Origin of the sequence: Stenotrophomonas sp. TWI700 (genome assembly GCF_039673645.1) — a bacterium.
GTDB classification, from domain to species: Bacteria; Pseudomonadota; Gammaproteobacteria; order Xanthomonadales; family Xanthomonadaceae; genus Stenotrophomonas; species Stenotrophomonas maltophilia_AA.
In genome coordinates, this window is record NZ_JBDJMB010000001.1 from 154761 (window position 1) to 179102 (window position 24342).

13 protein-coding genes are annotated in these 24342 nt (G+C 65.0%); 6 read left to right on the plus strand and 7 right to left on the minus strand.

All coding sequences use genetic code 11. The features are described 5' to 3' along the window. Nucleotides 1-83 precede the first annotated feature (83 nt). Complete coding sequence (locus ABE473_RS00670) at nt 84-854, minus strand: DUF3011 domain-containing protein (protein WP_346488080.1); 771 nt, start codon at nt 852-854, stop codon at nt 84-86. A gap of 205 nt (nt 855-1059) precedes the next feature. On the opposite strand from ABE473_RS00670, the gene ABE473_RS00675 reads away from it, so the two are divergent. Beyond that, entirely contained in the window at nt 1060-5601 is a 4542-nt protein-coding gene (locus ABE473_RS00675; protein WP_346488081.1) for a putative Ig domain-containing protein, read from the plus strand. 175 nt (nt 5602-5776) lie between these two features. Further along, nucleotides 5777-6223 (plus strand): CPBP family intramembrane glutamic endopeptidase, encoded by a 447-nt coding sequence (locus tag ABE473_RS00680; RefSeq protein ID WP_346488082.1) that lies wholly within the window; start codon nt 5777-5779, stop codon nt 6221-6223. Here the strand turns inward: ABE473_RS00680 and ABE473_RS00685 are convergent. Further along, on the minus strand, nt 6201-6461 hold the full coding sequence (locus tag ABE473_RS00685; protein WP_346488083.1) for a hypothetical protein: 261 nt from the start codon (nt 6459-6461) through the stop codon (nt 6201-6203). The genes ABE473_RS00680 and ABE473_RS00685 overlap by 23 nt on opposite strands. After that, complete coding sequence (locus ABE473_RS00690; RefSeq protein WP_346488084.1) at nt 6458-15166, minus strand: glucoamylase family protein; 8709 nt, start codon at nt 15164-15166, stop codon at nt 6458-6460. Before ABE473_RS00690 ends, ABE473_RS00685 begins: the two co-directional genes overlap by 4 nt. Before the next feature lie 184 nt (nt 15167-15350). Between ABE473_RS00690 and ABE473_RS00695 the strand changes: the two genes are divergently transcribed. Then, nucleotides 15351-16619 carry a hypothetical protein gene (locus ABE473_RS00695; RefSeq protein ID WP_346488085.1) on the plus strand — a complete coding sequence of 423 codons (1269 nt, stop codon included), beginning with the start codon at nt 15351-15353 and terminating at the stop codon, nt 16617-16619. A 451-nt stretch (nt 16620-17070) separates the two neighbouring features. After that, on the plus strand, nt 17071-20427 hold the full coding sequence (locus ABE473_RS00700; RefSeq protein WP_346488086.1) for an autotransporter outer membrane beta-barrel domain-containing protein: 3357 nt from the start codon (nt 17071-17073) through the stop codon (nt 20425-20427). A gap of 195 nt (nt 20428-20622) precedes the next feature. Here the strand turns inward: ABE473_RS00700 and ABE473_RS00705 are convergent, their stop codons facing one another. Beyond that, a complete protein-coding gene (locus ABE473_RS00705) occupies nt 20623-21270 on the minus strand; it encodes a hypothetical protein (RefSeq protein ID WP_346488087.1) in 648 nt (215 codons plus the stop codon). Nucleotides 21271-21572: 302 nt separating this feature from the next. On the opposite strand from ABE473_RS00705, the gene ABE473_RS00710 reads away from it, so the two are divergent. Both ABE473_RS00710 and ABE473_RS00715 read left to right on the plus strand, forming a co-directional pair. Beyond that, nucleotides 21573-21953: a hypothetical protein gene (locus ABE473_RS00710; protein ID WP_346488088.1), complete on the plus strand. Its 381-nt coding sequence runs from the start codon at nt 21573-21575 to the stop codon at nt 21951-21953. Nucleotides 21954-22135: 182 nt separating this feature from the next. Further along, nucleotides 22136-22306: a hypothetical protein gene (locus ABE473_RS00715; RefSeq protein ID WP_346488089.1), complete on the plus strand. Its 171-nt coding sequence runs from the start codon at nt 22136-22138 to the stop codon at nt 22304-22306. Nucleotides 22307-22443: 137 nt separating this feature from the next. Here ABE473_RS00715 and ABE473_RS00720 read toward each other — a convergent pair whose 3' ends face one another. The 3 genes from ABE473_RS00720 to ABE473_RS00730 form a co-directional block, all read right to left on the minus strand. After that, nucleotides 22444-23001, minus strand: coding sequence for an isochorismatase family cysteine hydrolase (locus tag ABE473_RS00720; RefSeq protein ID WP_346488090.1), 558 nt, complete (start codon nt 22999-23001; stop codon nt 22444-22446). A gap of 14 nt (nt 23002-23015) precedes the next feature. Then, on the minus strand, nt 23016-23654 hold the full coding sequence (locus ABE473_RS00725) for a DUF6766 family protein (protein WP_346488091.1): 639 nt from the start codon (nt 23652-23654) through the stop codon (nt 23016-23018). A 136-nt stretch (nt 23655-23790) separates the two neighbouring features. Continuing rightward, entirely contained in the window at nt 23791-24288 is a 498-nt protein-coding gene (locus tag ABE473_RS00730) for a ferritin-like domain-containing protein (protein WP_346488092.1), read from the minus strand. Between the last annotated feature and the right edge of the window lie 54 nt (nt 24289-24342).

Genomic DNA, 24342 nt, shown 5'->3' on the forward strand with positions numbered 1-24342 from the left:
TCAGGCGTCTGATGGGCCCACTCCGGGCCCATCAGCGCATCGGCCCCGCTGACATCTGGTGCGTCCGGAAGCCGGAATGTTTGTTATCGCTGGCGGCCCAGCCGCGTCAGCGACTGCACCGTGCCATCGTTGCGCACCAGGCAAAGGTATCGGCCATCAGGATAGTTGATGATCAGCTCCATGATGTCCTGATTCACCGCCACCCTGGTGACTTCCGTTCCCTCTGCCCGGGCGCGATCACTGCAGGCACCCAACAGGTCCGCGCCACCGCGACTGTCGTTCTGCCGCCATGACTCGGCCCCTGCGCTTGCTTGGGAGACGTTGCGGAACTCGGCGCGGCAACCGTCCTTGACCCAGATGGAGTGGCGATTGACGTCCCAGTTCTCGCCCTGCACGCAGCGGGTCTTGCTGATTTGTCTGGATACAATCACTTCCCCACGAGTGTCCATCTCGCATTCGTTCTGCTTCTGGCCCTCTGACGCACACGTCACGATGGTAGCCGCTTGGCTGCCTGACGGGCGGGAAGGTGCGGCGCGCTCGTATCCTGACGGGGTTTGGACGGAGCAAACGCCATTGGCATTCCCCGGACCCGTGTAGGACATCTGCGTGCCGCCATCCGGGGTGCGGTTGATGGAGAGCGTCAGGCCCGCACCGTTACTGGCCTCGTAATAGTCATCGCTGAACCGCTTCAGCCGCGTTTCCTTGCCGTTGATGAAGACAGGACCGCCTTCGTCGGCGTGTACGTCCACCCCTCCGGGACATGTGCCATTGAACTGCTGTATGGCGGCGAATGCTGAAGCAGAGAAGCATGCGCTTGCCAGCGCGACTACGGCAACGGCGATCGGCTTTTTCACAGCGGTTCTCCCTGATGACGGGCCGACAGTATCAGCGCAGCTGCATGGACGTTGCGAGGGTAGATAGGATGCCGTCATCAGACTGGTAAATTGAGATTTTTATCACATTTTAGACAGGTCATTACGACGTACCTCATCGCCGTCTCGTTTTTTTCACAACTCCGAAGGCAGCCTGAATCTACGCACTCCCCTCGAGACGCTCCCGATGTCAATCCTGTCCCACTGTGCAGGTCGTTGCATTGCCGCGCTTATATGCCTGACCAGCCTCATGTGGTTGCCGTCCGCTTTCGCCCAGGATCCGGCGCTTACCGTACCGCCGATCAATGTGCCCGAAGGGGACGGTAGCGGGGTGGTCAATGTGGTGATCGAGCTCGACAGCGCGGCGCCTCGCGACGTGACCTTTGATTACCTCACGGACGACGGAAGTGCCGTGGCGGGCACGGACTACGTCGGTGTTGCGTTGACGGCAGGGAGGATTGCCGCAGGTGATGATCGACTGATTGTCCCGATCGGGATCCTGGGCAATACGCTGTCGGAAGCGGATAAGAATTTCTTCCTCCAGATCATCAACATTGACGGCGCTTCGCCAGGCAGCATCTTTGGGACCATCACGCTGCTCAACGACGATACGCCCCTCACTTTGTTGCCCGCCGCCGGGGCGCTGAGCGCGGCGGCCTACGCTGTGCCCTACAGCGTGACTTTCACCGGCGGAGGGGGCACCGGCAGCTTCAGTTACGCCTCTACGGGTACGCTTCCGCCCGGCCTGACCCTGTCTGCTGCGGGCGTTCTCTCTGGCACGCCGACGTCTCCCGGATCTTACTCGTTCGATGTGACTGCAACCGACGTCAACAGCGCCGGACCCGGGGCGCCTTACAGCGTTGTGCAAAGCTATACATTGCAGGTCAACGCGGCGGGGATAGCCCTAACCCCATCAGCAGTGCCCAACGGCACCGCTGGGGTGGCCTACAGTCAGAGCGTTGCTGCCACAGGCGGCGTGGCGCCCTATACCTTTACCGTAACGGCAGGGGCACTCCCGGCCGGGCTGTCACTTGGATCGGGCGGGGCACTCACGGGCACGCCATCCTCTGTGGGCACGTTCAATTTCACCGTGACCGCGACCGATGCCAACGGGCAATCAGGCAGCGCTGCCTATAGCGTCGTGATCGCGGCGCCGACCATTGTCCTTGCGCCCGCCTCAGGACCGCTGCCGTCAGCAAGCTACGCGACGCCTTACAGCCAGACGTTCACTGCCAGTGGTGGCGTAGGCCCTTACAGCTACGTGATCTCCTCGGGTGCGCTGCCTGCAGGGTTGGCCTTGGACAACAGTGGCGCGCTTACCGGCACGCCGACCTCCCCGGGAACCTACAACTTCGCAGTGGATGTCACCGACACCGGCCTGGTTGGTCCAGGGGCACCTTACGGAACGTCCTCGTCCTATGTGCTGACGGTTTCCACTCCAACGATCACCTTGAACCCGAGCACACTGCCGACACCGGAGGTCGGGGTTGCCTACAGCGAGACGGTCACCGCGAGCGGGGGCGTGCCCGGGTACACCTTCAGCGTATCTGGCGGCACGTTGCCGCCGGGGCTGTCGCTGTCGTCCGGCGGAACGCTTTCCGGCACGCCGCAGGCGGCCGGTGGCTACAGCTTCAGTATCCAGGCCATCGACAGTAATGGTCAGTCCGGGGCTCAGCTCTACGGCTTCACGATCAATGCACCTGTCATCGATCTCCAGCCTTCTGTAGTGCCGGCAGGAACGGTAGGGGTTACGTACACTGAGAGCTTGAGTGCGAGTGGCGGCAGCGCGCCTTACACCTTCAGCATCAGCAGTGGTGCACTGCCGGCCGGACTCACGCTCGCATCGAATGGTCAGGTCACGGGAACTCCGTCTGCTGCCGGCACGGCCACCTTTACCATCGTCGCCACCGATGCCAATGCGCAGACGGGCAGCCGCAACTACAGCGTCACCATCGCGGCACCGACCCTGGTGCTGACACCCGCAAGCGGCGCGTTGTCGGCCAGCTACGACGCCCCGTATACGCAGGCTTTGTCCACCAGTGGCGGCATCGGGCCTTACAGCTATGCCGTGACCAGTGGAGCGCTGCCCGCAGGGCTCACCCTGTCGGGGAGTCAGATTTCCGGCACACCGACAGCTCCGGGCAGCTATACCTTCACCGTCACCAGCACTGACGGTGGTGCGAGCGGCACAGGCAGTCCCTTCGTCGTTTCGGCCGCCTACACGCTGAACGTTTCGGCCGCGTCGATCACCGTGGACCCGTCGGTGGCTCCCGCTGGCGCAGTGGGTGTGGCCTATACGCTGCAACTTTCCGCCAGCGGCGGCACTGCGCCGTATCAGTTCACGGTGGTCGGTGGCGCCCTGCCGCAGGGCGTGAGCCTGGCGGCGAACGGCAGCCTGTCCGGCACGCCTGTACAGGCCGGTACGTTCAATGTGACCTTTGCGGCAACGGATGCGAACGCCCAAGTTGGTACGGGCAGCTACGCCATCGCGGTAACAGCGCCGGCACTGACACTCACACCGGCGTCTGGCGCGTTCAACGCGACCTACGGCACTGCATTCGCCGAAATTCTGGCTGCCACCGGTGGCGTGGGACCCTATACCTACGCCCTTAGCGCAGGCCAACTGCCCACTGGGGTAACGTTGGTGGGTGACCAGCTGAGTGGTTCGCCGACCGTCCCAGGAACCTATGCGTTCACCATCACCGCAACCGATACCGGCAGTACCGGTGCCGGGGCGCCGTTCACCGTGTCGGCCAGCTACACACTCACCGTCTCGACACCGGCGATCAACATCACCACTGCGGTGTTGCCCGACGGAACGGTTGGGGCGGCTTACAGCCAACAACTTGTAGCGGATGGCGGTGTTGCCCCCTATGCGTTCACGGTTGCCAGCGGTCAGTTGCCGAGCGGCCTGCAGTTGTCATCCAGTGGCCAGTTCACGGGCACCGCCACGGCCAGTGGAAGCTATGCCTTCACGATTGCTGCCACCGATGCAAACGGACAGCAGGGAACGCGTGCTTACACGCTTCAGGTCGGGGATGCAGCTCCGGTGGCCGTCGCCGATGCAGCCACAGCGCTGGCAGGCAGTGCTCTGCCCATCGCCGTGACCGCCAATGACAGCGGCGCCATCACGTCAGTGGCCATCGTGCAGCAGCCGCAGCACGGCACTGTGTCCGTAACGGATCTGGTGGTCACCTACACCGCATCGTCGGACTACGAAGGCCAGGACAGCTTCCAGTACACGGCTTCCGGTCCTGGTGGCGTCTCCGCTCCGGCACAGGTGACGATCACCGTGAACCCTGCACCCGTGGCGGTGTCTCGCACCGTTACCGCCGCCATCGCAGCCGAAACGCGTGTGGAGTTGACCGAAGGTGCACGCGGTGGGCCGTTCACTGGCGCCACGCTGGTGTCGCTGGCCCCTGCAGCTGCAGGCGTGGCAACGATCGTGTCTGGGCCGGGGGGCACCCAGGAGTTGCGTTTCCGTGCAAGCAGCAGCTTCGCTGGAGAAGCGGTGGCGACCTTCACCCTCAGCAACGCCTATGCCACCTCCGCCCCGGCCACCGTGCGCTTCCAGGTTCAAGCTAGGCCAGATCCCACCCTGGATCCGGACGTACGGGGACTGGCAAATGCGCAGCTGGAGTCAGCACGCCGCTTTGCACATACGCAGATCGACAACTTCCAATCCCGCCTGGAGCGTCTGCACGGAAATGCGCCGCGCGGACGCAGGTTGGACAACCAGCTCAGCTTCGCCACCCGCGAGCGCTGCGTGGCAGGCGTGCACGGGCAGACAGCGCGATCCTGTGCTGATGAAGAGCTCCAGGCGGCAGCGCCTTGGGACGGCAACGCCGGTCGGCATGATTTGACGCCGGGCGCGATCGGGGAGGGCCCCACGCAGGACGTGCATTCGGGTGCCTGGATCAGCGGAAGTCTGCGCTCGGGCGGCTATGGTGGCGTTGCCAGCACCTCCAGCGTCGGGTTTGAGACCAGCGGCGTCAGCGCAGGCTACGACGCGGATCTCTCCAAGGAGCTGACTCTCGGCGCTGGTTTGGGATACGGGCGGGATTCCAGCGATGTCGGCCAGGCAGGGTCCCGCGCGAAGGCGGAGGCGTTCTCGGCGGTCGGCTACGCCAGCTACCATCCGGGCGCCTTCTTCATCGACGGGTTGATCGGTTACCAGGCGCTTCGCTACAACCTGCACCGACATCTGAGCCAGACCGGGGGCTTCGTCCAGGGCGACCGCGATGGCAAGCAGTGGTTCGGCTCTGTGTCGGTGGGTGCCGACCTGCTGGCGGGCAGTACGCAGGTCACGCCATACGTCCGCTACGACGTCGCCCGCGGCAATCTTGACCCCTACCAAGAGGGCGGAAGCGACCTGTGGGCATTGGCGTACGGGCGCACCAATGTCGCCAGCACGCGCGGCAGCGCCGGCGTCCGCTTGGACTTCCGCCGTGAGTTTGACTGGGGCGCAGTGATCCCGCTGCTGCGCGTTGAGTATCAACGCGAGCTGGAGGGCAATGACTCGGCCACGGTCCGATACGCGGATACGGCCAGTGGGCCCTTCTACGATCTTCGTCCTGTGAACTACGACCGGTCCCGTTTCGTCCTGGGCGTTGGCGCCTCGTTCAACTGGAACAGCGGATGGAGCACGCGGGTGGAGTATCGCTCCGATGCATCCACCAGCAACCAGCATGAGAACGCCTACCTGCTGAACCTTGAGAAGGAGTTCTGATGTGACGGAGGCGACCATGCGCATCAAACCGAGGTGGTGGATCGGCGTGGTCGTCTTCCTGGCCTAGTTCGAGACGCCACGGCTGCGACGTCCTTTGCTGTTCCTCCTGCTATTGATGCCCATGCTCGCCTTCGTCACCGCATTGATCTGGACCACGGACTAGAGCGGCATATCGATGCGGCACCTGTGGTTGATGGGCGCCGGCACCTTGCTGGTCGGGTTCTGCGAAGAGATGACGACCCGAGGCGTGCTGCTGGTCGCGCTGCGCGGCTCGACCCGATCCGAGGCGTGGGCATGGTTTGGCTCGTGCGAATCGTTCGGCTTGCTACATGCCACCAGTGGATTCTTCGGTGTAGACGCATTGGCGCTGGTGCAGGTTCTGCTTGCATTCTGCGTCGGGACGGGCCTTTACCTGCTACGACGCTTCAGCGGTACGTTGCTGCTTCCCATGCTGGTTCATGCGGCGTGGGACTTTTCTACATTGGCCAGTGGCCTTGATGACATGCCCACCTCAGTGCTCGCGTTCTCGATGATGGCCGCGACATACGTGCTCTCGATCGTGCTGGTGATCGTGGTGCCTCGGCACAGGGTGAGTGCCATCAGGTCCCTGGCTTCCCCGTAGGTACGCTGTCATCACGTTCGTGCCACGCCGGAAGCTCCAGCGCATGCTCTTTGAGCATGGCCTGGATGCATGCGCATGCGTTGTCTCTCTCCCCGTGCGCGCATTGATCCAGAATCTCTCCAGCGAGCATTTCGAACTGCGGCCAGAACTGCGCTGGATGGCGCACCTGCGCCACCCAGTGGACCAGCATCCCGGCCAGCGCATCAAGCTGTACCTGTATTTCGGGGCGCACGCTCATCCCGGCGGCGCCCCCAGGTCAAGCGCGACGCGGTAGTAGTGACCGTCGTCGCGGAGCTGGACGGTGAGGTCCGGCTGAAGGATGTCATCCACATGCAGCGTCGGCTGGCCCTGCGCAGTGCGGGTCACGACGAACTCGTACAGGCTGCGCCCGAAGCGGTAGCTCAGTTCGAAGGACGGCCAGTGATCGGGCAGGCACGGTTCAAGCGACAGGCGATCACCGTCACGACGGATGCCGAGCAGGGATTCGACCAGCAGGCGATACATCCAGCCGGCCGACCCGGTGTACCAGGTCCAGCCGCCGCGGCCGACGTGCGGCGATACGGCGTATACATCGGCGGCCAGCACATAGGGTTCGACGCGGTAGGTCTGCACTGCCTCCGGGTCCAGCGTGTGGTTGAGCGGGTTGATCATCCCGGCCAGCTCCCAGGCACGCACCGCATCGCCCTGCTGTGCAAATGCCATGGCTGCCCACACGGCCGCGTGGGTGTACTGACCGCCATTCTCGCGGACGCCCGGTACGTAACCACGAATGTAACCGGGGTCTTCCGTCGTCTTGTCGAAGGGCGGATCGAGGAGCTGGATCAGCTTGGCGTCCTTTCGCACCAGATGCGTGTAGAGCGAATCCAGTGCTTCCCGGGCACGCTCCGGCGCGGCAACGCCTGACAGCACCGACCAGCTCTGGGAGATCGAATCAATGCGGCATTCCTGGCTTTGCGACGAGCCCAACGGGGTGCCGTTGTCGAACCAGGCGCGGCGATACCACGCCCCGTCCCAGGCGTGCTGTTCCAGGTTCTGACGCAGGCGCTCGGCCTGCTCCTGGCACCACTGCGCACGGGCTGCATCGCCCCGCGCGTTGGCCAGCGCGATGAAGCGGCGAAGCGTGTCGTGGAGGAAGAATCCGAGCCACACACTCTCACCGCGCTGCTGGTCGCCGACGCGGTTCATGCCGTCGTTCCAATCGCCGGTCCCCATCAACGGGAGACCGCGCTCGCCGAGCAACCGGCAACCGCGCTCCAGCGCGAGGACGCAGTGCGCATACAGCGTGCCGCGCTGCGTCGACGGCGTGGGCATGTCGTAATACCCTTCCTCTTCCGGTGTCACCGCGCGTCCCTCGATGAAGCCGACCACTTCGTCCAGCACGCTGGCGTCGCCGGTGACCTCCAGGTAACGGCACGCGCCCTGGGGCAGCCACAGATAATCATCCGAGCAGCGGGTGCGCACGCCGCGACCCTGCGGAGGATGCCACCAGTGCATCACATCGCCTTCGGCGAACTGGTGGGCAGCGCAGAGCAGCAGGTGGTCGCGGGTCAGGTCCGGGCGAGCGTGGACGAGGGCGAGCGCATCCTGCAGCTGGTCGCGGAAGCCGAACGCGCCGCCTGACTGGTAATAGCCACTGCGCGCCAGGTAGCGGCAGCCGAGGGTCTGGTAGACCAGCCAGCCATTGGCCAGTGCGTCCAACGCCGGGTCCGGCGTGCGTACCTGCACGGTGGCCAGCACATTCCGCCAGTGGATGCGCACGGCGTCCAGCGCATCGATGGCCTCATGGGCACCCTGGCGGCTTCGTGCCAACGCGACCGTTTCCTCGCGGTCGCGCCCCGCGCCAAGGCGGAACGTCGTTTCACTGCGGTCGCCCGGCGCCAGCACCAGTGGCACCTGGATCGCCGCGCAGGGATCCAGCCCCGTGCCCAAGCGTCCATCCAGACGTTCGCGACGCAACGCCGCCGGTGCATGCAGGCCGCCATTGCGGCCGATGAACTCCAGGCGATCACAGGTCCAGCCGCAGCCCTCGGCATCGGTGTCGAAAAAGGCCATCCGGCCGCCGAACTCGGTGCTGTAGCTGTTGCGTGCCAGCAGCGCCCCGGTCTGCGGGTCGCGTTCCGTGACTACGTGCATGCGCGACTTGGTGCGCAGGTCGCCCATGACCCATTCAACGTAGCCGATGGCCGACAGCCGCCGTGGCCTGCCCGAGAGGTTGTGCAAGCGCAGGACCGAGAACTTCAGCGGTGCGGTGACATCGACGAAGACCCACAACTCGCTGGCGATGCCGTCTTCGATATGCTCGTAGACAGTGTAGCCGAAGCCATGGCGGGTACGGTACGCACCGGTGCCCCTGCATGGCAGCGGCATCGGCGACCAGACACGGCCGGTGTCCTCGTCGCGCACGTAGAAGGCCTCGCCGCCGGTGTCGGACACCGGATCATTGAGCCAGGGCGTCAAGCGGAATTCGTGTGCATTCTCGAACCAGGTATAGCCCGGTGCACTCTCGCTGACGACCGTGCCCAGGCGGGCGTTCGCGATCACGTTGGCCCACGGTGCCGGGGTCGGGGCGCCTTCGCGCACCACCACGACGTACTCGCGGCCGTCCTCGCTGAAACTGCCGGTGCCGTTGTCGAATCGGCCCGCGCCGCGGTATGGAAGGAACGGCCACGGGTCGTCCACCTCTTCGTCATGCTCGGCGCCCGGGGGCAGTCCGGGTTCGGGTCCCGGGTCGGCGACGACGGGCAGCCCGGGCGTCGCTTCCATGGCCAAGGCCAGCTCCTGCTGCTCCGCCTGCGGCACCAGGGCCGGAATCCGGCGCACCGGCAGCGGCTGGCGTCCCACCTGCGCGGCCAGCGTGCCGTCCTCGTCGCTGATCACCACGCGTGCGACCGCCTGCAACAGAATGCGGTCCTCGTGGCTCATGTTCTGCACCGGGCGCACGAAAATGCCGCCCGGGCGATCGAGCAGGCCGGTCTCCGAACTGGCGGCCACCATCCCCAGGATCTGATCCTGGAGTTCCTGCCGATAGCCGGCCTTGCTGTCGTTCCAGATGACCAGGTCGGTGTTGAGGCCCTTCTGGCGCCAGTACGCATGCGCCTGCACCAGTTGCCGGACCAGTTCCACGTTCTCTGCGTCGGTGACCTTGAGCAGCACGATCGGCAGGTCGCCGGAGATGGCATGGCCCCATAGTCCGGATTGTCCTCGCTGGTTCTGCTGGAGGACGGCGGCGCCCGCGCGCAGCAGCGGATTGGAATACAACACGTGGCTGGCCAGGCGCTCGTACAGCGACGCCTCTGCCTGGCTGGCGTTGATCTGCCGGCGCACCACCTGGCTGTGCGTCCAGGCCAGGTCGAAGACACGGTCGGCCAGGCGGCGATCACGGTATTTGTCTACCAGGGCCTCGCAACCGGTGCGGTCGGCGCCGATGCCGTACACCATGTCCAGCTGCACGGTCTGCTCAGGCTCAAGCACCACGCGGACGCGGATCGCCACGATCGGGTCGAGCACCGAGCCGTCCGTGCCGGAGAGCTCGGTATCGGTGGTCAACGCCTGCGGTGTCCGCGGCGTATTGCCACGACCGAGGAAGCGTGCGCGGTCGGTTTCGTAGGAGATCGCCACCACCTCGGCGTCATGCACCGCCACCAGATGGAACATCCACGGTGGTACCTCGTCGTGCGAACGGGGCCGGCGCGTGCATAGCACGGCCTGCTTGGCCGACAGGATCTCGCTCTGCACGAACAGGTTGCTGAAGGCCGGATGCGCATCGTCGGATGCGGCGGGGGCGAGCACCACTTCGGCATAGGTGGTGATTTCCACCGTGCGCTGGCGACGGCTGCGATTGGTCAGGCGCAGGCGCCTGAGCTCGATGTCGTCCTCGGCGGAAATGGCGACCTGCAGGTGGCTCTCGCAGCCGCGGCGGGCACCGCGGAACTCTGCCTTGGCGTCGGAGAAGATCGCCTCGTAATTGTCCACTGCCACGCAGGTGGGCTGGTAGGCGGCAGACCAGAACTCGCCGCTGTCCACGTCGCGCAGATAGCAGAACGAGCCCCAGGCATCGGTGGTGCCGTCCTCGCGCCAGCGGGTCAGCGACAGGTCGCCGTGGCGGCTGTAGCCGCCGCCGGCATGGGTCAGCATGCCGTGGTAGCGGCCGTTGGACAGCAGCTGCACTTCCGGGCGCGGGCCACCCGGATCGCGCAGGACGCGCAGGGAGGTCTCGTGCTCGGCCATGGCGGAGTGCTCGCCCAGGGATTCGACCTCATGGGGATGGAATACACCGATGCGCGGGATGCGTTCCTGCAGCAACAGCAAGGTGGCCTGGAACTCGACATCGGCAACGAAGCGACGCTGCATCGGCTGGTCGCGCAACAGGTAATCCAGCGACAGCAGGCCCATGCCCTGGTGGTGGGCCATGAACGAACGCAACAGCACGTGATCCTGCCCCGGCGGTACGCGGGCGGGGGTGTAGTCGATCGCTTCGTACATGCCGAAGCGTCCGGAGAAGCCCAATCCTTCGAGGGCCTGGAGGTTCTGGCACGCTGCTTCCGGCGCCACCATCAGCGCCATCATGCTGGCATAGGGCGCGATGACCCGATCCTGGCCCAGGCCGCGCTTGAGACCCAACCCCGGCACGCCGAACGCCCGGTACTGGTAGTTCAGGCGGGCATCGACGGCGTTGTAGCCGGACTCGGATACGCCCCACGGCAGGTTCAAGGTACGGCCGTAAACGATCTGCGCCTCGACCGCGTGACGTGCGGTCTGGTCGAGCAGGGTGTCCGGATAGCTCGGCATCACCAGCTGCGGCATGAGGTACTCGAACATCGAGCCACTCCATGACAGCAGCGTCGGCGTGCCGTTGACCTCGGTGAGCATCCGGCCGAGCGCGAACCAGCTCTCCTGCGCCAACTGGCCCTGGGCGATGGCGACGAAGGCGCACAGCCGCGCTTCGGAGGCCAGCAGGTCGTAGAAGCTGTTGTCGAGACGGTGGTCGTCGACGTTGTAGCCGATCGAGAGCAGGTTGCGGGTACGGTAGAACAGGAACCCGTATTCCATCAGCGAGAACTGCCCGGCACGGTGCGCCAACGCGTGCAGTTGCTCGATGCGCGCGCGCGCGTCCGCACCCGCCGTACCGGGCAGGGCGGCCAGCTGGCGAAGGCTGGGCACCGGCGCCTCGCCGTCCACGCCGGCAGCGGCAGGGAGGTCGGCGAGTGCCGCCTGGGCGGCATGGCATTCGGCAGCGAACAGGGCCGGCCAGTGCAGCTCACCTTCCTCGGGCGATTCCGGTGCCGGCCACTGCGCCAGCACGGCGTCGGCCAGATCGGCCAGCTCCTGCAACCGGGCCAGCAGCTGCGCCGTCCCGCGGGGGAGGTCGGTACGCGTTGACGCCAGGCGCTGGCGAAGGTGGTTGAGGGCCTCGCCGAGGTGCCTGTCATCCGGGCGATGGCGCTGCCGTTCCTCTTCCAGCACGCCGAGCGTGTCCGCCAGGCCGTCGAACGTGTGCGGCGCCAACACCGGCGCGTCGACCAGCGCGAGCAGGCCTTGGCGCAGTGTCAGCAGATGGCCAGCCAGGTTGCCGCTGTCCACGGTGGAGACGTAGCGCGGCGGCAGTGGCGCCAGGGTTTCGGTGTCGTACCAGTTCAGGAAGTGACCGCGATGGCGCGGCAGCTGGTCCAGCGTATCGAAGGCGAGGGCGGAACGTTTGGCGACCGCACCCTGCTGGAGATACCCGAAATCCCACGCGGACAGATTGGCCAGCAGGGACAGGCCGATGTTGGTCGGCGACGTGCGGCGCGCGACGACCAGGGTCGGATGCTCCTGAATGTTGTCCGGTGGCAGCCAGTGATCCTGCTCGCGGACCCAGGCCTGGAAGAACGACCAGGTGCGCCGCGCCAGCCGGCCAAGGAAGGCCCGCTGGGTCACGGACAGTTCTGCCACGCTCGCCGCCGGCGGCCGGCCCAGCCACGCCATCAAGGCGGGGGCGAAGGTCCACGCCAGCAACAGGGGCAGGGCGACAGGCAGCGCCTGCGGATGCACGCTGGCCACGACCGCCGCCAGCGCGAGCGCCAGCAGTGACGCCGGTGCCATCACACGCCATTCCGCGCTGCGGTCGCCGCCGAGGCGGCGCTCGACCTCGCTGGAGGGGTTCCATTGCAGCAGGTGACGGCGGGTGATGGCCATGCGCCAGAGCGTGCGCAGGATCGCACCACCGGCCAGCAACGCTTCGTAGGGCAGGCAGGCGATCTGGGTGGACGCGCGCAGCAACGACTGCAACGTACCGCGCCCGACCATGATGTAGTGCGCTTCCAGCGGCGTGTCTTCCGGAACGCTCAGCGCATCGCGCAGCATGCCGATCAGTGGCGGCGCGAACCACAGCGCCAGCACCCACGCCGTCCATGCGGCCGGGTTCCCGGCATACAGCCAGCCCGCCATCAACAAGGCCAGCGCCGCGATCGGCACCAGGCTCCGGCGCAGGTTGTCCAGCAACTTGCCGCGCGACAGCAGACTGAGCCGGTTGCGTTCCCATCCGGATCCCGGGCGCGGTGTCCACGGCAGCAACCACGGCAGCAGCTGCCAGTCGCCGCGGATCCAGCGTGCACGGCGCTTGGCGTCGGCGGCGTAGCGTTCCGGATAGTCCTCGTACAGGCGAACGTCGCTCACCAGCCCTGCGCGTGCATAGCAGCCTTCCAGCAGGTCATGGCTGAGGATGCGGTTCTCGGGCAGGCGGCCCTCGAGCGCATGCTCGAAGGCTTCGACGTCATAGATGCCCTTGCCCACGAACGAGCCTTCGTCGAACAGGTCCTGGTAAACGTCCGAGACCATGCGCGTGTACGGATCGATACCCGGCTCGCTGCCGAACATCCGGGCAAAACGCGAGGTGCGGCGCCGGCCGAGACTGGTGCCGACACTGGGCTGCAGGATGCCGTAGCCCTCGACCACGCGTTGCAGCGCCGGATCGAAGCGCGGACGGTTGAGTGGGTGTGCGAGGGTGGCGACGAACGCGCGTGCCGCATCCCGCGGAAGTTGTGTGTCCGAATCCAGGGTGATCACGTAGCGGACGCCGATCAGGGCCGCCGCGTCACCGACGACGCGCATGAACGCGGCCGCATTGCCCTGGCGGAGCAGGGCGTTGAGCGCGGCCAGCTTGCCGCGCTTGCGCTCGTGCCCCATCCACACGCCTTCGCCCGGGTTCCATTGCCTGGGGCGGTGCAGCAGGTAGAAGCGATCGCCGCGCTCTGGCGCGTAACGACGGTTCAATTCCTCGATCCGCTCCACGGCATGCGCAAGCAGGGTGGCGTCCGTCGGCGTCTCGGCTGCCGCGGCATCGAGAAAGTCGGTCAGCAGCACGAAGCGCAGCTGGGGATCGCGGTTGGCCAGGAAGCGGACCTCCAGCGCTTCGGTCAGGACATCGATGCCGTCGATGCTGGAGAGCATCGACGGGACCGCGACCACGGTGGCGCAGGCGGCGGGGATGCCTTCGCTGAAATCGAGCTTGGGCAGCGGCCGGGGCGTGACCAGCACCGTCGCGGTCCAGTTCACCAGGACGATGCCCAGCTCGCTGAAGACCAGCAGCCCGAGCAGCGCGGCCAGCCAGACGGGCGCTGCGCCACTGCCGGTAGCCAGCAGGCCGCCGGTGGCCAGCACCGCGAGCAGGATGATCGGCAGCAGGTAAAGCGCCAGCGGTACGCGATGCGCCAGTCGCGGTGCCTTGCGGCGGCGCGGGGCTGCCTCGGCCACCGCCTCAATGGTGGCGTTCACGCCTTCGCCGACGAGCCAGTAGCCCACGTGCGTGCGTGGCCCCTCGAGCGGCGCAGCCCGTGCCAGATCCAGCGCGATGGTCGCAACGCGCTCCTCGGCGACGCGGCTGCCGCGGGCAATCTTCTCCACCACGTGGCGATAGGCATCGCGGGTGCCGAAATCCATCTGCGCATAGACGCCCATGGGGTCGTCCCGCAGTCGCTGCTCGACCACGCTCATATCTTCGACAAAGGTGCGCCAATCCATGGTGGAGAGGAAGCGCAGACTGCCGATGCTGTTGCCGATCGAGACCTGGTCGGCCGCCTGCTGCTGTCCCTCGGCGGCGACCAGTTCATCGATGCGCTGCCCGGCCGCGGCCGCCCACTGTTCCAGCCAGGCCACGGGCATGGCCCATGCGCCGCCGCGCCCCTGCAGCGAGCGGGTGAGCTCGGCGATGAAGGCGCCGGTCAGAGGTGGCTCGGAGCGTGCCATGTCGGCGACCACCAGCACCACATCGGTAGGGGTGTCGGAGGCCGCGCGATTGAGGTTGTCCGCCCATTGGGCGGCCAGGCCACGGTCTGTCCCGTCGCGCATCACCCGTGCCGCCATGCGCCGCAGATTCTCCAGCAGGGCCAGGCGCAGCATGATGGGAACGGCCCACAGTTCGCCCAGGCTCAGCGGCGCGAGCGACTGATACGAGGCGATGAAGCGGCCCAGGGTATCGGCATCAATGCGGCCATCGCCGTGCGCGATGGCCTGCATCGACAGTTCATACACGCGCGGCAATCCTGCCGAGGGTCCGCCAACGAGGGAAGGCAGCTGCCGGCTGTAGCCGCGCGGCAGGTGGCGTCGCGCAGTCTGGATCTGTTCTTCGATCAGGTAGTAGTTGTCGAGCAGCCATTCCCCGGCCGGGGTCACCGGCCGCTGTTCGCGCACTACGTTGCTGAGCAGCGTGTTGGCGTCTTCGAGGACACGTTCGTTGGCCTGCAGGCGATCGAGCAGGCGCTCTGCGCCAGGTCGCATCCGCACCCGATGCTGGCGCGCCAGTGCGCGGCCGTACACCTCCATCTGTTCAACGCTGTACAGCGCGGCACGCAGTGGGACCTCGGTGGCTTCGATGGCCGGGACCGAGGCCTGGCGCTCACGCCAACGCCAACGCACGAGCCGACGCAGGCGGAGCCAACGACCAAAAAGACGACGAAAGTGGGGCATGGGTTACCGAGGGGGGCAGGTCGCGGCCTTCATAGTTGCATTTGGGGTGCCTTGGTAGCTGTGAAGGTCGGGTGCGGCTGGCGGGGCCGGCCCTGCCGTCAAGCGTTGGCCGAAGTGCACTTGCTCTACACTGGGTTGAGCGGGTTCCCGCCGTCACGCCGATTCATCCAAGGGGATAAGCAATATGCGTCTGAAGTCGATCGGGGCGGCACTGTCGCTCGCATGTCTGTGCGCCGCTTCCGCCAGTGCGGAGACCGCTGTGCCTCTCTCCTTCGCCGATCGCCTGGCGCAGGCAGGGTCGCCGCTGACCGTGCGGCCGGAGGGCTTCTCGGGCCCGGGCGCCGCCATTCTGTCGGACGCTGTAGAGGCCAGCCGGTACGTCCTTATCGGCGAGAGCCATTTTTCGCGTGAGATTCCCGCCTTCACCACGAACGTCTGTCGATTGATGGCGCCCGGCGGCCTGACCGCCATGGCCGTCGAGACCGGGCCGGAGGTCGCCACTGCAGTCGACGCACGGATGAGAGCGCCGGACCGCGAACAGCAGATTACCGACTTCATGACCACCTATCCCGACGCCATGGCGTTTCTCAACAGCCGCGCCGAAGGCCAGACGGTGGCCGAGTGCGCCGCTGTTGCCGGGCCGGACTTCACGTTGTGGGGGCTGGATCAGGAGTTTCTGGGGGTAAGCGGCTATCTGTTCAACCAGATGCTGGCGTCCGCCCCAGGGCCGCTCGCGCGTGCCCAGATCGAGGCCTTGGCCAGACAGGAGCGGACGGCCGTACAGGCTGCGCTCGCCTCGGGTTCCCCCATGGACCTGTTCCTGTTGAAGGTCACCGATGCGACGCTGGATCCGGCGGGGAAAGCCATCGACCAGGACGGTGGTGACCGGGCAAAGGCACTGTTCGCCGCCCTGCGCGAAACGCGCGCCATCTATCAGGCCTCGCAGTCTGGTCGTGGCGATCCGAATGGACGCAGGGCGCGCCTGATGAAGCGGACGCTCGCGGCCCATTTCGACGCGGTGCCGCAGGCGCGCGTGCTGATGAAGTTCGGCGCCTTTCATCTCTACAAAGGCTACAACCCGCTTGGCCAGCGCGACGTGGGTAACTTCGTCGCCGAACATGCCGACGGACAGGGCGTGAAGGCCGTGCACCTGATGGTGGGTGGCGCGAAAGGTGTCGGCGCCGGATACAACGGGGTCGGTCGCCCGATGAAGCTGTACGACTTCGATGCGACCACCGGCAAGGACAGCGACTGGCGCAAGGATGTGATGTCGGCCCGCCCCTCGGGCATGGCACCGGGCGACTGGATCCTGGTGGATCTGCGCCGTTTGCGCAGCAAGGATATGGACGACCTGACGCCTGAGTGGCGCGAGCTCATCCTCGGCTACGACCTCGCCGTTGTGGCGCCGGAGCTGTCTCCGTCGACCAAGCTCGGGCCGCCGGACGTCCGCTAGCGGAAGGCGGATGAGCGCCATGAAGACTGGTCGGAGACGCCGTTGGAGGGTGTCTGAGTGTCAGGCTCGCCAGCGTTCAAGTACTGAACTTCTGCTCCTGGCGGAGCGCGGACATGGGGCGGCCGCAGGTGATCAGGGTTCGCTATCAGGAGTAGGGTGGTCGCGTTTAGTCTCTGAGTCGCGTGTAGCAGCCGGTTGGCACCGTGGAAATCAGTAAACATACTGACGAGTAACCGGCAGTTGTGCCGATGCGCGTGGCAGCAGGCAAAAATAGACTCGATGCTCCCAAGTGGAGCTCGACATGTCATCTACGCCGATGGGTATGGCAAAGGGGACGGGGAATGTCCGGGGGCGCTCTCGAGAGGTGTGGCGGCTGACCGCGTTGGCATCCGCCTGCTTCATGAGCTACGCAACCTTTGCGGCCCCGCCTCCGGACCATGGGTTGGAACCCTTGCCCACGCTGTCGGGAACGACGCTGCTGACCGCACCGTCGGAGGGGGCTGGCTGCCAAGGCATCCAGACCAACCCTCGCGTGGTATCACTGTGCGACGGCGCCACGCACGCTCTACCCGATGCAACGATCCCCGGGACGACCTGGGACGTGGTCCGGGTGGGGTATGGCACCACGGCTACATTCAACGGTTACAACATCGTGGCCGAGATACCGACCGGCGGCGCGGGCTTCTTCAGCCCCATCACCGTGTTCAGTGGGCCGGATGGCGCCTATGCGGTCGCAACCGGCACGTTCACCAACACCACGATCTACATGGCACCCCAATCCCTGGCCAACGCCATCGCGACCACGGGGGGCGTGCTCAACCTGGGGGCGGGGACGGTAGTGGGCCTCAATCCCGCCAACACCTACTCGCCGACCATGACCCTCGCAGCGCTGACGGCGTTCGGAGGCGGTGTGGTCAACGCCAACGGCACGGTGGTCAATCTGCCCACCACGTTGGCCACCGCGTTCCAGATCACGAACTCCGGACCTGGGGGCGGTCTGCCGGGTCAAAGTGCTCTGGGCCAGATCAATGCGTCGAACATGACCGTCACGTTGGGCGATGGAATCGCTGGCACCGGCCGGACCCGTGGAGCGCTGGTCGGCGGAGAGGCCGAGTTGAACCTGACCGACAGCACGATCACCGCAGGCAACTACTCGCTGGGCATCTACAACTACTTCGCCGGGTCCTACACAGGCGCCATCGCAGGCTCCCGATCAAATGTCCTCCGCAGCTCGATCACGCTCGGCAATGACAGCGTTGGGTGGTGGGGCAATGGCGCACTCGCACCGGCCCGCCTCACCGCCACCGACAGCCAGTTCAACGTCGGCACCGGAAGCTGGGGCCTTTTCATGGCCACGGGCGCTGTCGGGCGCCTTACGAACACGACGGTTTCAGCGGGCGCGAACAGCTTCGGTGCCCTGATGCATGACGGCACCAGCCTGACCATCGATGGAACCAGTGCTATCGCTGCGACCGGCGCAGGGTCTGTCGGCATTCGGAACGACTCTGGAGCCGTCGTGTTTGGCCCGGGCACTCCGGGCATCACGGGCGGTGATCTCGGCTTGAACGGCATCGCCGCAAGCACCTTCGAAATTCAGTCCGGGAGCACGCTTCGTGTAGGCGTCGGACAAAACGCGGCGACGGCCATCCAGTTGGATGCAAGCACGTTCACTGGCGCCGCGGGTTCCTCGTTGACCGTCACAGCCGGCGGCGCAGCGGGTACCGGCATCTCCCTCACCAATGCTGCTGTCTTCAACCATGCGGGCACCATCGCCGTCTCCGGTCCCGGCACGGCTCTCTCGGCGAACGGCAGCGGCACGAGCGCAGTGCTGTCGGGTGGAGGCACTGCCAGCGGTGGTGGGGCGGGCGCCCCGGTAATCCAGGTCAGCGATGCAGCAACCCTGGACGCGACCAACGTGGTGGTGAACTCCGCGGCTACTGGCGCGGCCGTGCCTGCCCTGTTGCTCACGGGAGCAGATGCCTCAGTCCGGTTCGCCCGCGGGAGCCTGGGCAATGCCCAAGGCGGCACGGTGACCATAGACGGGACTGGGGTGTTGGTTGATCTAAGCGATACCCAGGTCGGTGGCAGTGGGCAATGGCTGGACGTGGGTCCCGCTGCCGGCGGCTCCGCGGCGGCCGATGGCACCCTGACCATCGCCCGCTCCACGCTGACAGGCTCCGCTCAGACTGCCCTTGGCAGCACGTCCTCAGTCACGCTCATCGACAGCACGTGGTTCCTCACCGGCTCGTCGGTGCTGACCGACCTGGTCAACGACCCCAGCGTGATCGATTTCGCTCCCCCTGTCGGCCCACCCACATTGGCCGGCAGCTACAAGACGCTTACCGTGAACCGCTATGCCGGCGATGGGACGCTGGCGATGAACGCTTGGCTTGCTGCCGATGACTCGCCCTCTGATCGCCTGGTCATCCTCGATGGCACAGGGACGGGGCCGGGCACCATCCAGGTGCGAAACACCGGCGGGGGAGGCGCGCTTACCTCCGCTGACGGCATCTTGTTGGTCCAGGCGATCAACGCGACCACAGCCGCTGATACGTTCGCACTTTCGGCCCCGGTCGTGGCCGGACCGTATGAGTATTTTCTTTACCGCGGAGGTGCCAGTGGCGTCGGCTCCGCCGACAACCAGAACAGCTGGTTCCTGCGGTCGACAATCGACTGCGCCGCCCCCGGTGCTCCGGTCCCGCGATGCCCGGCACCGCCAAACCCTCCGCCCGTTCCGCCGCCGACACCCCCTGTGCCACCGGTGCCACCGACACCTGCATATCGGCAAGAGGTGTCGCTTGCCGCAGCCTTGCCCGTCATGTCCGCGTTGTATGGCCGGGCGCTGGTGGACACCCTGAATGAGCGCGTCGGCGACCAACACCTGCTGAGGCAGCGCACCGATCTGGACGAAGACCGGACCGGTTTGAACGGGGCATGGGTCAGAGTCCTGGCCCACGACGGCGAGCGGGACGGCGGGAACCAGGGAATCTACGGAAACCGTGGCCCAGGCTTCGATTACCGATTCCAAGCGCTTCAAATCGGGTTGGACTTCTACCGCTCCATCGACTCGGAGGGCAACCGTCAGCACGCAGGTGGCTATCTGGCCTACGGCAAGGGCAAGGGAGACGTTCGCCACAACATCCTGGATCATGACTTCCACGTCGGCAGCGACGAGTTCGATGCCCGCACGATCGGCGCCTACTGGACTGGGTTCAACGCCCGCGGCGGCTACCTGGATGCCGTGGCCCAATACACGTCATATGACCTGCGCGCGCGATCGACACGGTTGCCCGACACCTTCACCAACGGCAATGGCACGGTTCTTTCGCTGGAGGGCGGGTGGCCCTTCGCCCTGGGTTCGGGTGACACCGCGGAAGATCTGACCGGTTGGAGAATCGAACCCCAGGCGCAGGTGATCTGGCAGCGCGTGGACGTCGACGACCTGGTCGATGACATCGCGCGCGTACGCTACAGCGACGGCGATTCCACGGTCGGCCGGTTGGGCATCCGGCTCAATCGCATCGGCAGTGGCCAGGGCCGCAACGGCGGGCCCCGGGCCAGCGACGCGTGGCTTCGCCTGAACGCGTGGCACGAGTTCAACGGATCACCCAGGACAGAGTTCTCCAGCGCGACCGGGTATGTGCCTTTTACGGCCGACCTCGGCGACAGCTGGGGCGAGGTCGGCCTGGGAGGTACGTGGCAGGTGAGTGATACCGGCTACCTGTTCGCGGACGTCGATTACACCTGGAGCTTCAACGGCGATGAGACATCCTGGAACAGCAAGGTGGGCATGCGTTGGAACTGGTGACGATGATGGGCAAGGCAGGACAGGAAAGGCGGGGCCAAGCCCAAGTCGCAGCGCCTGGTCGTCTGCGCGAATGGCGCAAGGGGTGATCGACGCTCAGCCAAGCCACGATAGCGATGGACCGTTGCAGATCAACGCACACAGTGCTTAGCAGCGTCGTCCGAATCGGCACAAGGGCGTCAGTGGCTGCAATGCTGACTATGCTGTATCCAAGGACTTCAATTGGGCGGTCAACAGACGAGTCAGGCTGCGGCGTGCAAAGTACCCCTGCAACTGTCGGGCCTTGATGGTTCTTGCTCTCAGTCGAGCCTGGCCCCCATCGCGATGCTCAATGCGGTAGCAACGTGACGCCCCGCACAGCTCTGCCTGGCTAGCGGTGACTGTCACCACGGTCACTTCCAGGCTGGTGAAGGCAACCTCGGCGGCGATGTCCGGGTTCTCAGTGCTGGCGCGTTCGATCAAGGTCCGGAATCGCCCAAGGTCTCGTTCACCACCGCTGCTGAGCGCCCCGACATTGGTTGCACGGCGGACATCATCATCGTCCCCGGGAACAGCTTGACTCCAGCGCTCTGTGCGTTCGGGAATGACTGCTCGTACGACCTTGCCACTTGGCTCAATCAGGTCAATGACCACATCGAGCAAGTACACCGGTTCCAACCCGAGATTGGTCACGAAGCAGTGCGCATCCAGGTCCTTGCCCGCGCCCGAGGTGATCAGGATGGACGGTCGCTGCTGGCGTCGGTAGCTGCGAAGGAAAAAACCCAGATAAACGACCCATATCAACGCTGTCACGCACGTCATGGCTGCGGTTATAAGGGGCGCGAAATGAAGCAGGTTCTGTAGCACGTTGACGTTGATCCCAGCGCTTCGATGCGTGTAAGCAGGCGGATGCCAATACTCGCGTTTGAGCCGCTTTCATCTTGTGAAGCGATCAACACCTGCGATTGGGGCCTGCGAGCACGCCCAGCTGAATTGGCTCCATTTCCTGATCGGGGACAACCTGCAGCGCATGACACTTCAGCGTCACCTGCGCTGTGCAGAAGGACGCGCACCCTGGGGCAGATGTCATCCATCTGGGCTCGAATTTTGACGCAGCCTTGGCACGAGCTGCGCATACTTTGCGTCCATTGCTCTTGAGGAGAACGGCAGTGGGCAACTCATCACAAATTTTGTCGACTCCGAAGGTCCTGAGGCTCGAGGTGATGCCGCTGGACTTCGGCGAAGCTGCGGTGGTGGTGGAGCTGGAGTCTGAGCCTCCTAAGCGCTGGCTTAAGGCGCTCAAGCGCGAAATGTCCGACACGGAAGGGCTTGAGTCTGCCTCTGCCAAGTTCGACGGTTGCTTTGTCTACGTTCTGGGACTGGAACCGAGCATCGGAGGCGCTGCGCGCCGAGTCAGCCGACTGCTTGCCGCAGTTCAAGAAAGGCTGCAGCCCGGCGGTGGCAATTCTCCGGAGACGGGGATGGCTACAACACGCCTTTCAATCTCATCAAACCCGGCCTTGGCTGCCCACGCCAGCAGCGGTGCCTGAAGGACCAGGAGCGAAGCTGGGCCCGCGGTCTGACCCTTGCGGACGGACAGCTGGGCAAATGAACTGTTTAGCTACGTGCCGATTTCGTTCGAGAACGTGGAAAGGTTTCAACGTACGCATAACCTTGGCGTGGATAGCCTCGTCCCCAGCATCAATGCCGATGCTGTCAATGGAGAACTGACATGGGCAACCAGAACCAGCAGAATCAGCAGGGTCAGCAAAACCAGCAGGACCAAAAGGGTCGGCAGGAGCGGGACAACCAGCGTCAGGGTCAGCAGCAGCAAGAGGATCAGGACCAGGATCAGAAGCGGGAGCGCTCCGTCCAGCAGGGCAGCCAGGACGAAGAGGAATAAGCCCCGGCCAATCGCCCTGACCTCAATACCAGGATGGCTCGGCTCGATGCCGGGCCATCGTCTTTGTCGGGGTTGCATCACAAGAGAGCAGCCGCGCCTTCCTTCAGGCTGCTCGCACAAGGCGGAAATGGGCCATGCTAGGTGCCAAGGCGGCGCAGGTAGCTCGCAAGCTTAAGAACGGTTGCTGCCTTGGACTCTTGAAGCAATCGGAGTGCCGTGGTCTTTCGAGAGCCGATGCCGGCAACCGCTTCCTGCACCACGATCGTGTCGTATTCCCTGGCGTTGCCATCGAAACATGTGGCCGTGATACACGACTCCGCCGTCATTCCAGCAACGACGAGCTCCCTTACACCAAGCTTGACAAGCAGCACGGCCAGTGGGGTGGCGAGAAATGCGGAATGCTTGGGTTTGAGCACGAAATAGTCACCGTGTTCCGGTTCCAGAATCTTCGCGATCGCCGATGACTCACCCTCGGTGGCTAAGCACAGCCTCACCAACTCCTTGAAATCCATCTGCCAGTTGGCGAAGTTGTCGTTGGCGTAGATGACCGGATGGCCGAGCGCCCGGAAGCGCTGGGCGAGTGTCGCGATGTGCCGAGCGGCTTCCAGCGCCTTCGGCTTCACCTGGCCGGCTTCTGGGAAGTCGAACAACGTAAACATGTCGATGATCAGGAGCGCTGGGCTGGGTGTATTCATAGCTGCTCTGCCGCTCAATCGCCCGTTTGGCTGTGAGGCGCCGCCAGCGGTTTGGACTGCGGTGAGTCCTTCTGACGAAGGAATATGGTCAGGATAACCAAGGCAAGCACGGCCAAGAACTCACTCTGCCAGTTCTGGAAGGATTCGAACCAGAAGCTGCTGCTCCAAAGGTGTTCCCAGCAGGTGGGAGCGGGCAATCCCTTCGCGAGCTGCTCATCGACCTCCGCACGCCAGCTGCCAGCAAGATGCAGCGAGAAGCTCAGCAGGAACAGAGCCGTGAATGCGATCGCCAAGGAGTGACCGTAAAGCACTTTCCAGATCCCGCCTCTCCGAACGGCCCAAGGCGTGGGACCCGGCTCAACCCGCTCTTGCTCCTGCGCATCATCCAGCGGGCGCGATTCGGCCGAACCCTTCTGGCGCAGGCTGACGGTCAGCAGGACATACATGCCCATCTGAAGGAACTCGCTTTCCCAGTTCTCGAAGGTTGCGCTGACGAAATGGCCGCTATGCAGGTATTCAAGTAGGCTCAGTGCAGCGCGGTGCGTTTCAGCGAGTTCCTCGTTGTGGGTCAAAAAGCCAGTCCATATCTGGCCTCCCAAGAAGACCAGGAGAAAAGCCAGAAGCACGATCGACAAACCGTTTCTCTTCCACATGCCCACACGGCCTACAATTGAACGAACGTCTCGACAGTAGTCTTGCGACTAGCGAATTTCAGTGAAGGAGCGGCGATCTTCGCCGCTCCTTGGTTCAGCCACTAGGTCCTGGCATTTTGCCTCATAGCCATGCGCCTCAAGCGGCCTTCGCGGCGTTGGCGTTGCCCCCGGACTTGGCCAGGATCGTCAGCTTCTCGTCGGTTGCCTTTTCTTCCTCCAATGTTTCCAGCAGAAGCGGGAGCGCGTCCTTGTAACCCAACTGCTTGGCGAGGGCCGCGATGGTGCCGTATGAAGCGATTTCGTAGTGCTCGACCTTCTGGGCACCGCCAATAAGGGCGGCATCCCGCACCGGGCCTTCCTCGATGCTGTCGATGGCTTCCTTACCCTCCTCAACCAACCCCTCCATGGCGGCGCACTTGATGCGCTTGAGGCGGACGCCCAGCAGCTCGACAACCTGGTCGATGCGTTCGATCTGACCCTGGGTCTCTTCCAGGTGGGTTTCGAAGGCGGCAGCCAGGTCCGGATTCGAAGCGGCGCGCGCGAGGCGCGGCAGCGCCTTGGTCAGCTGCTTCTCCGCGCTGTAAATGTCCGACAGTTCGTGGATGAACAGGTCTTCAGCGGTCTTGATCGCCATGATGGTTCTCCGGGTTGGTGGTGGGTGGAGCGCTGAAGCTAAGCGCCCTCTCGT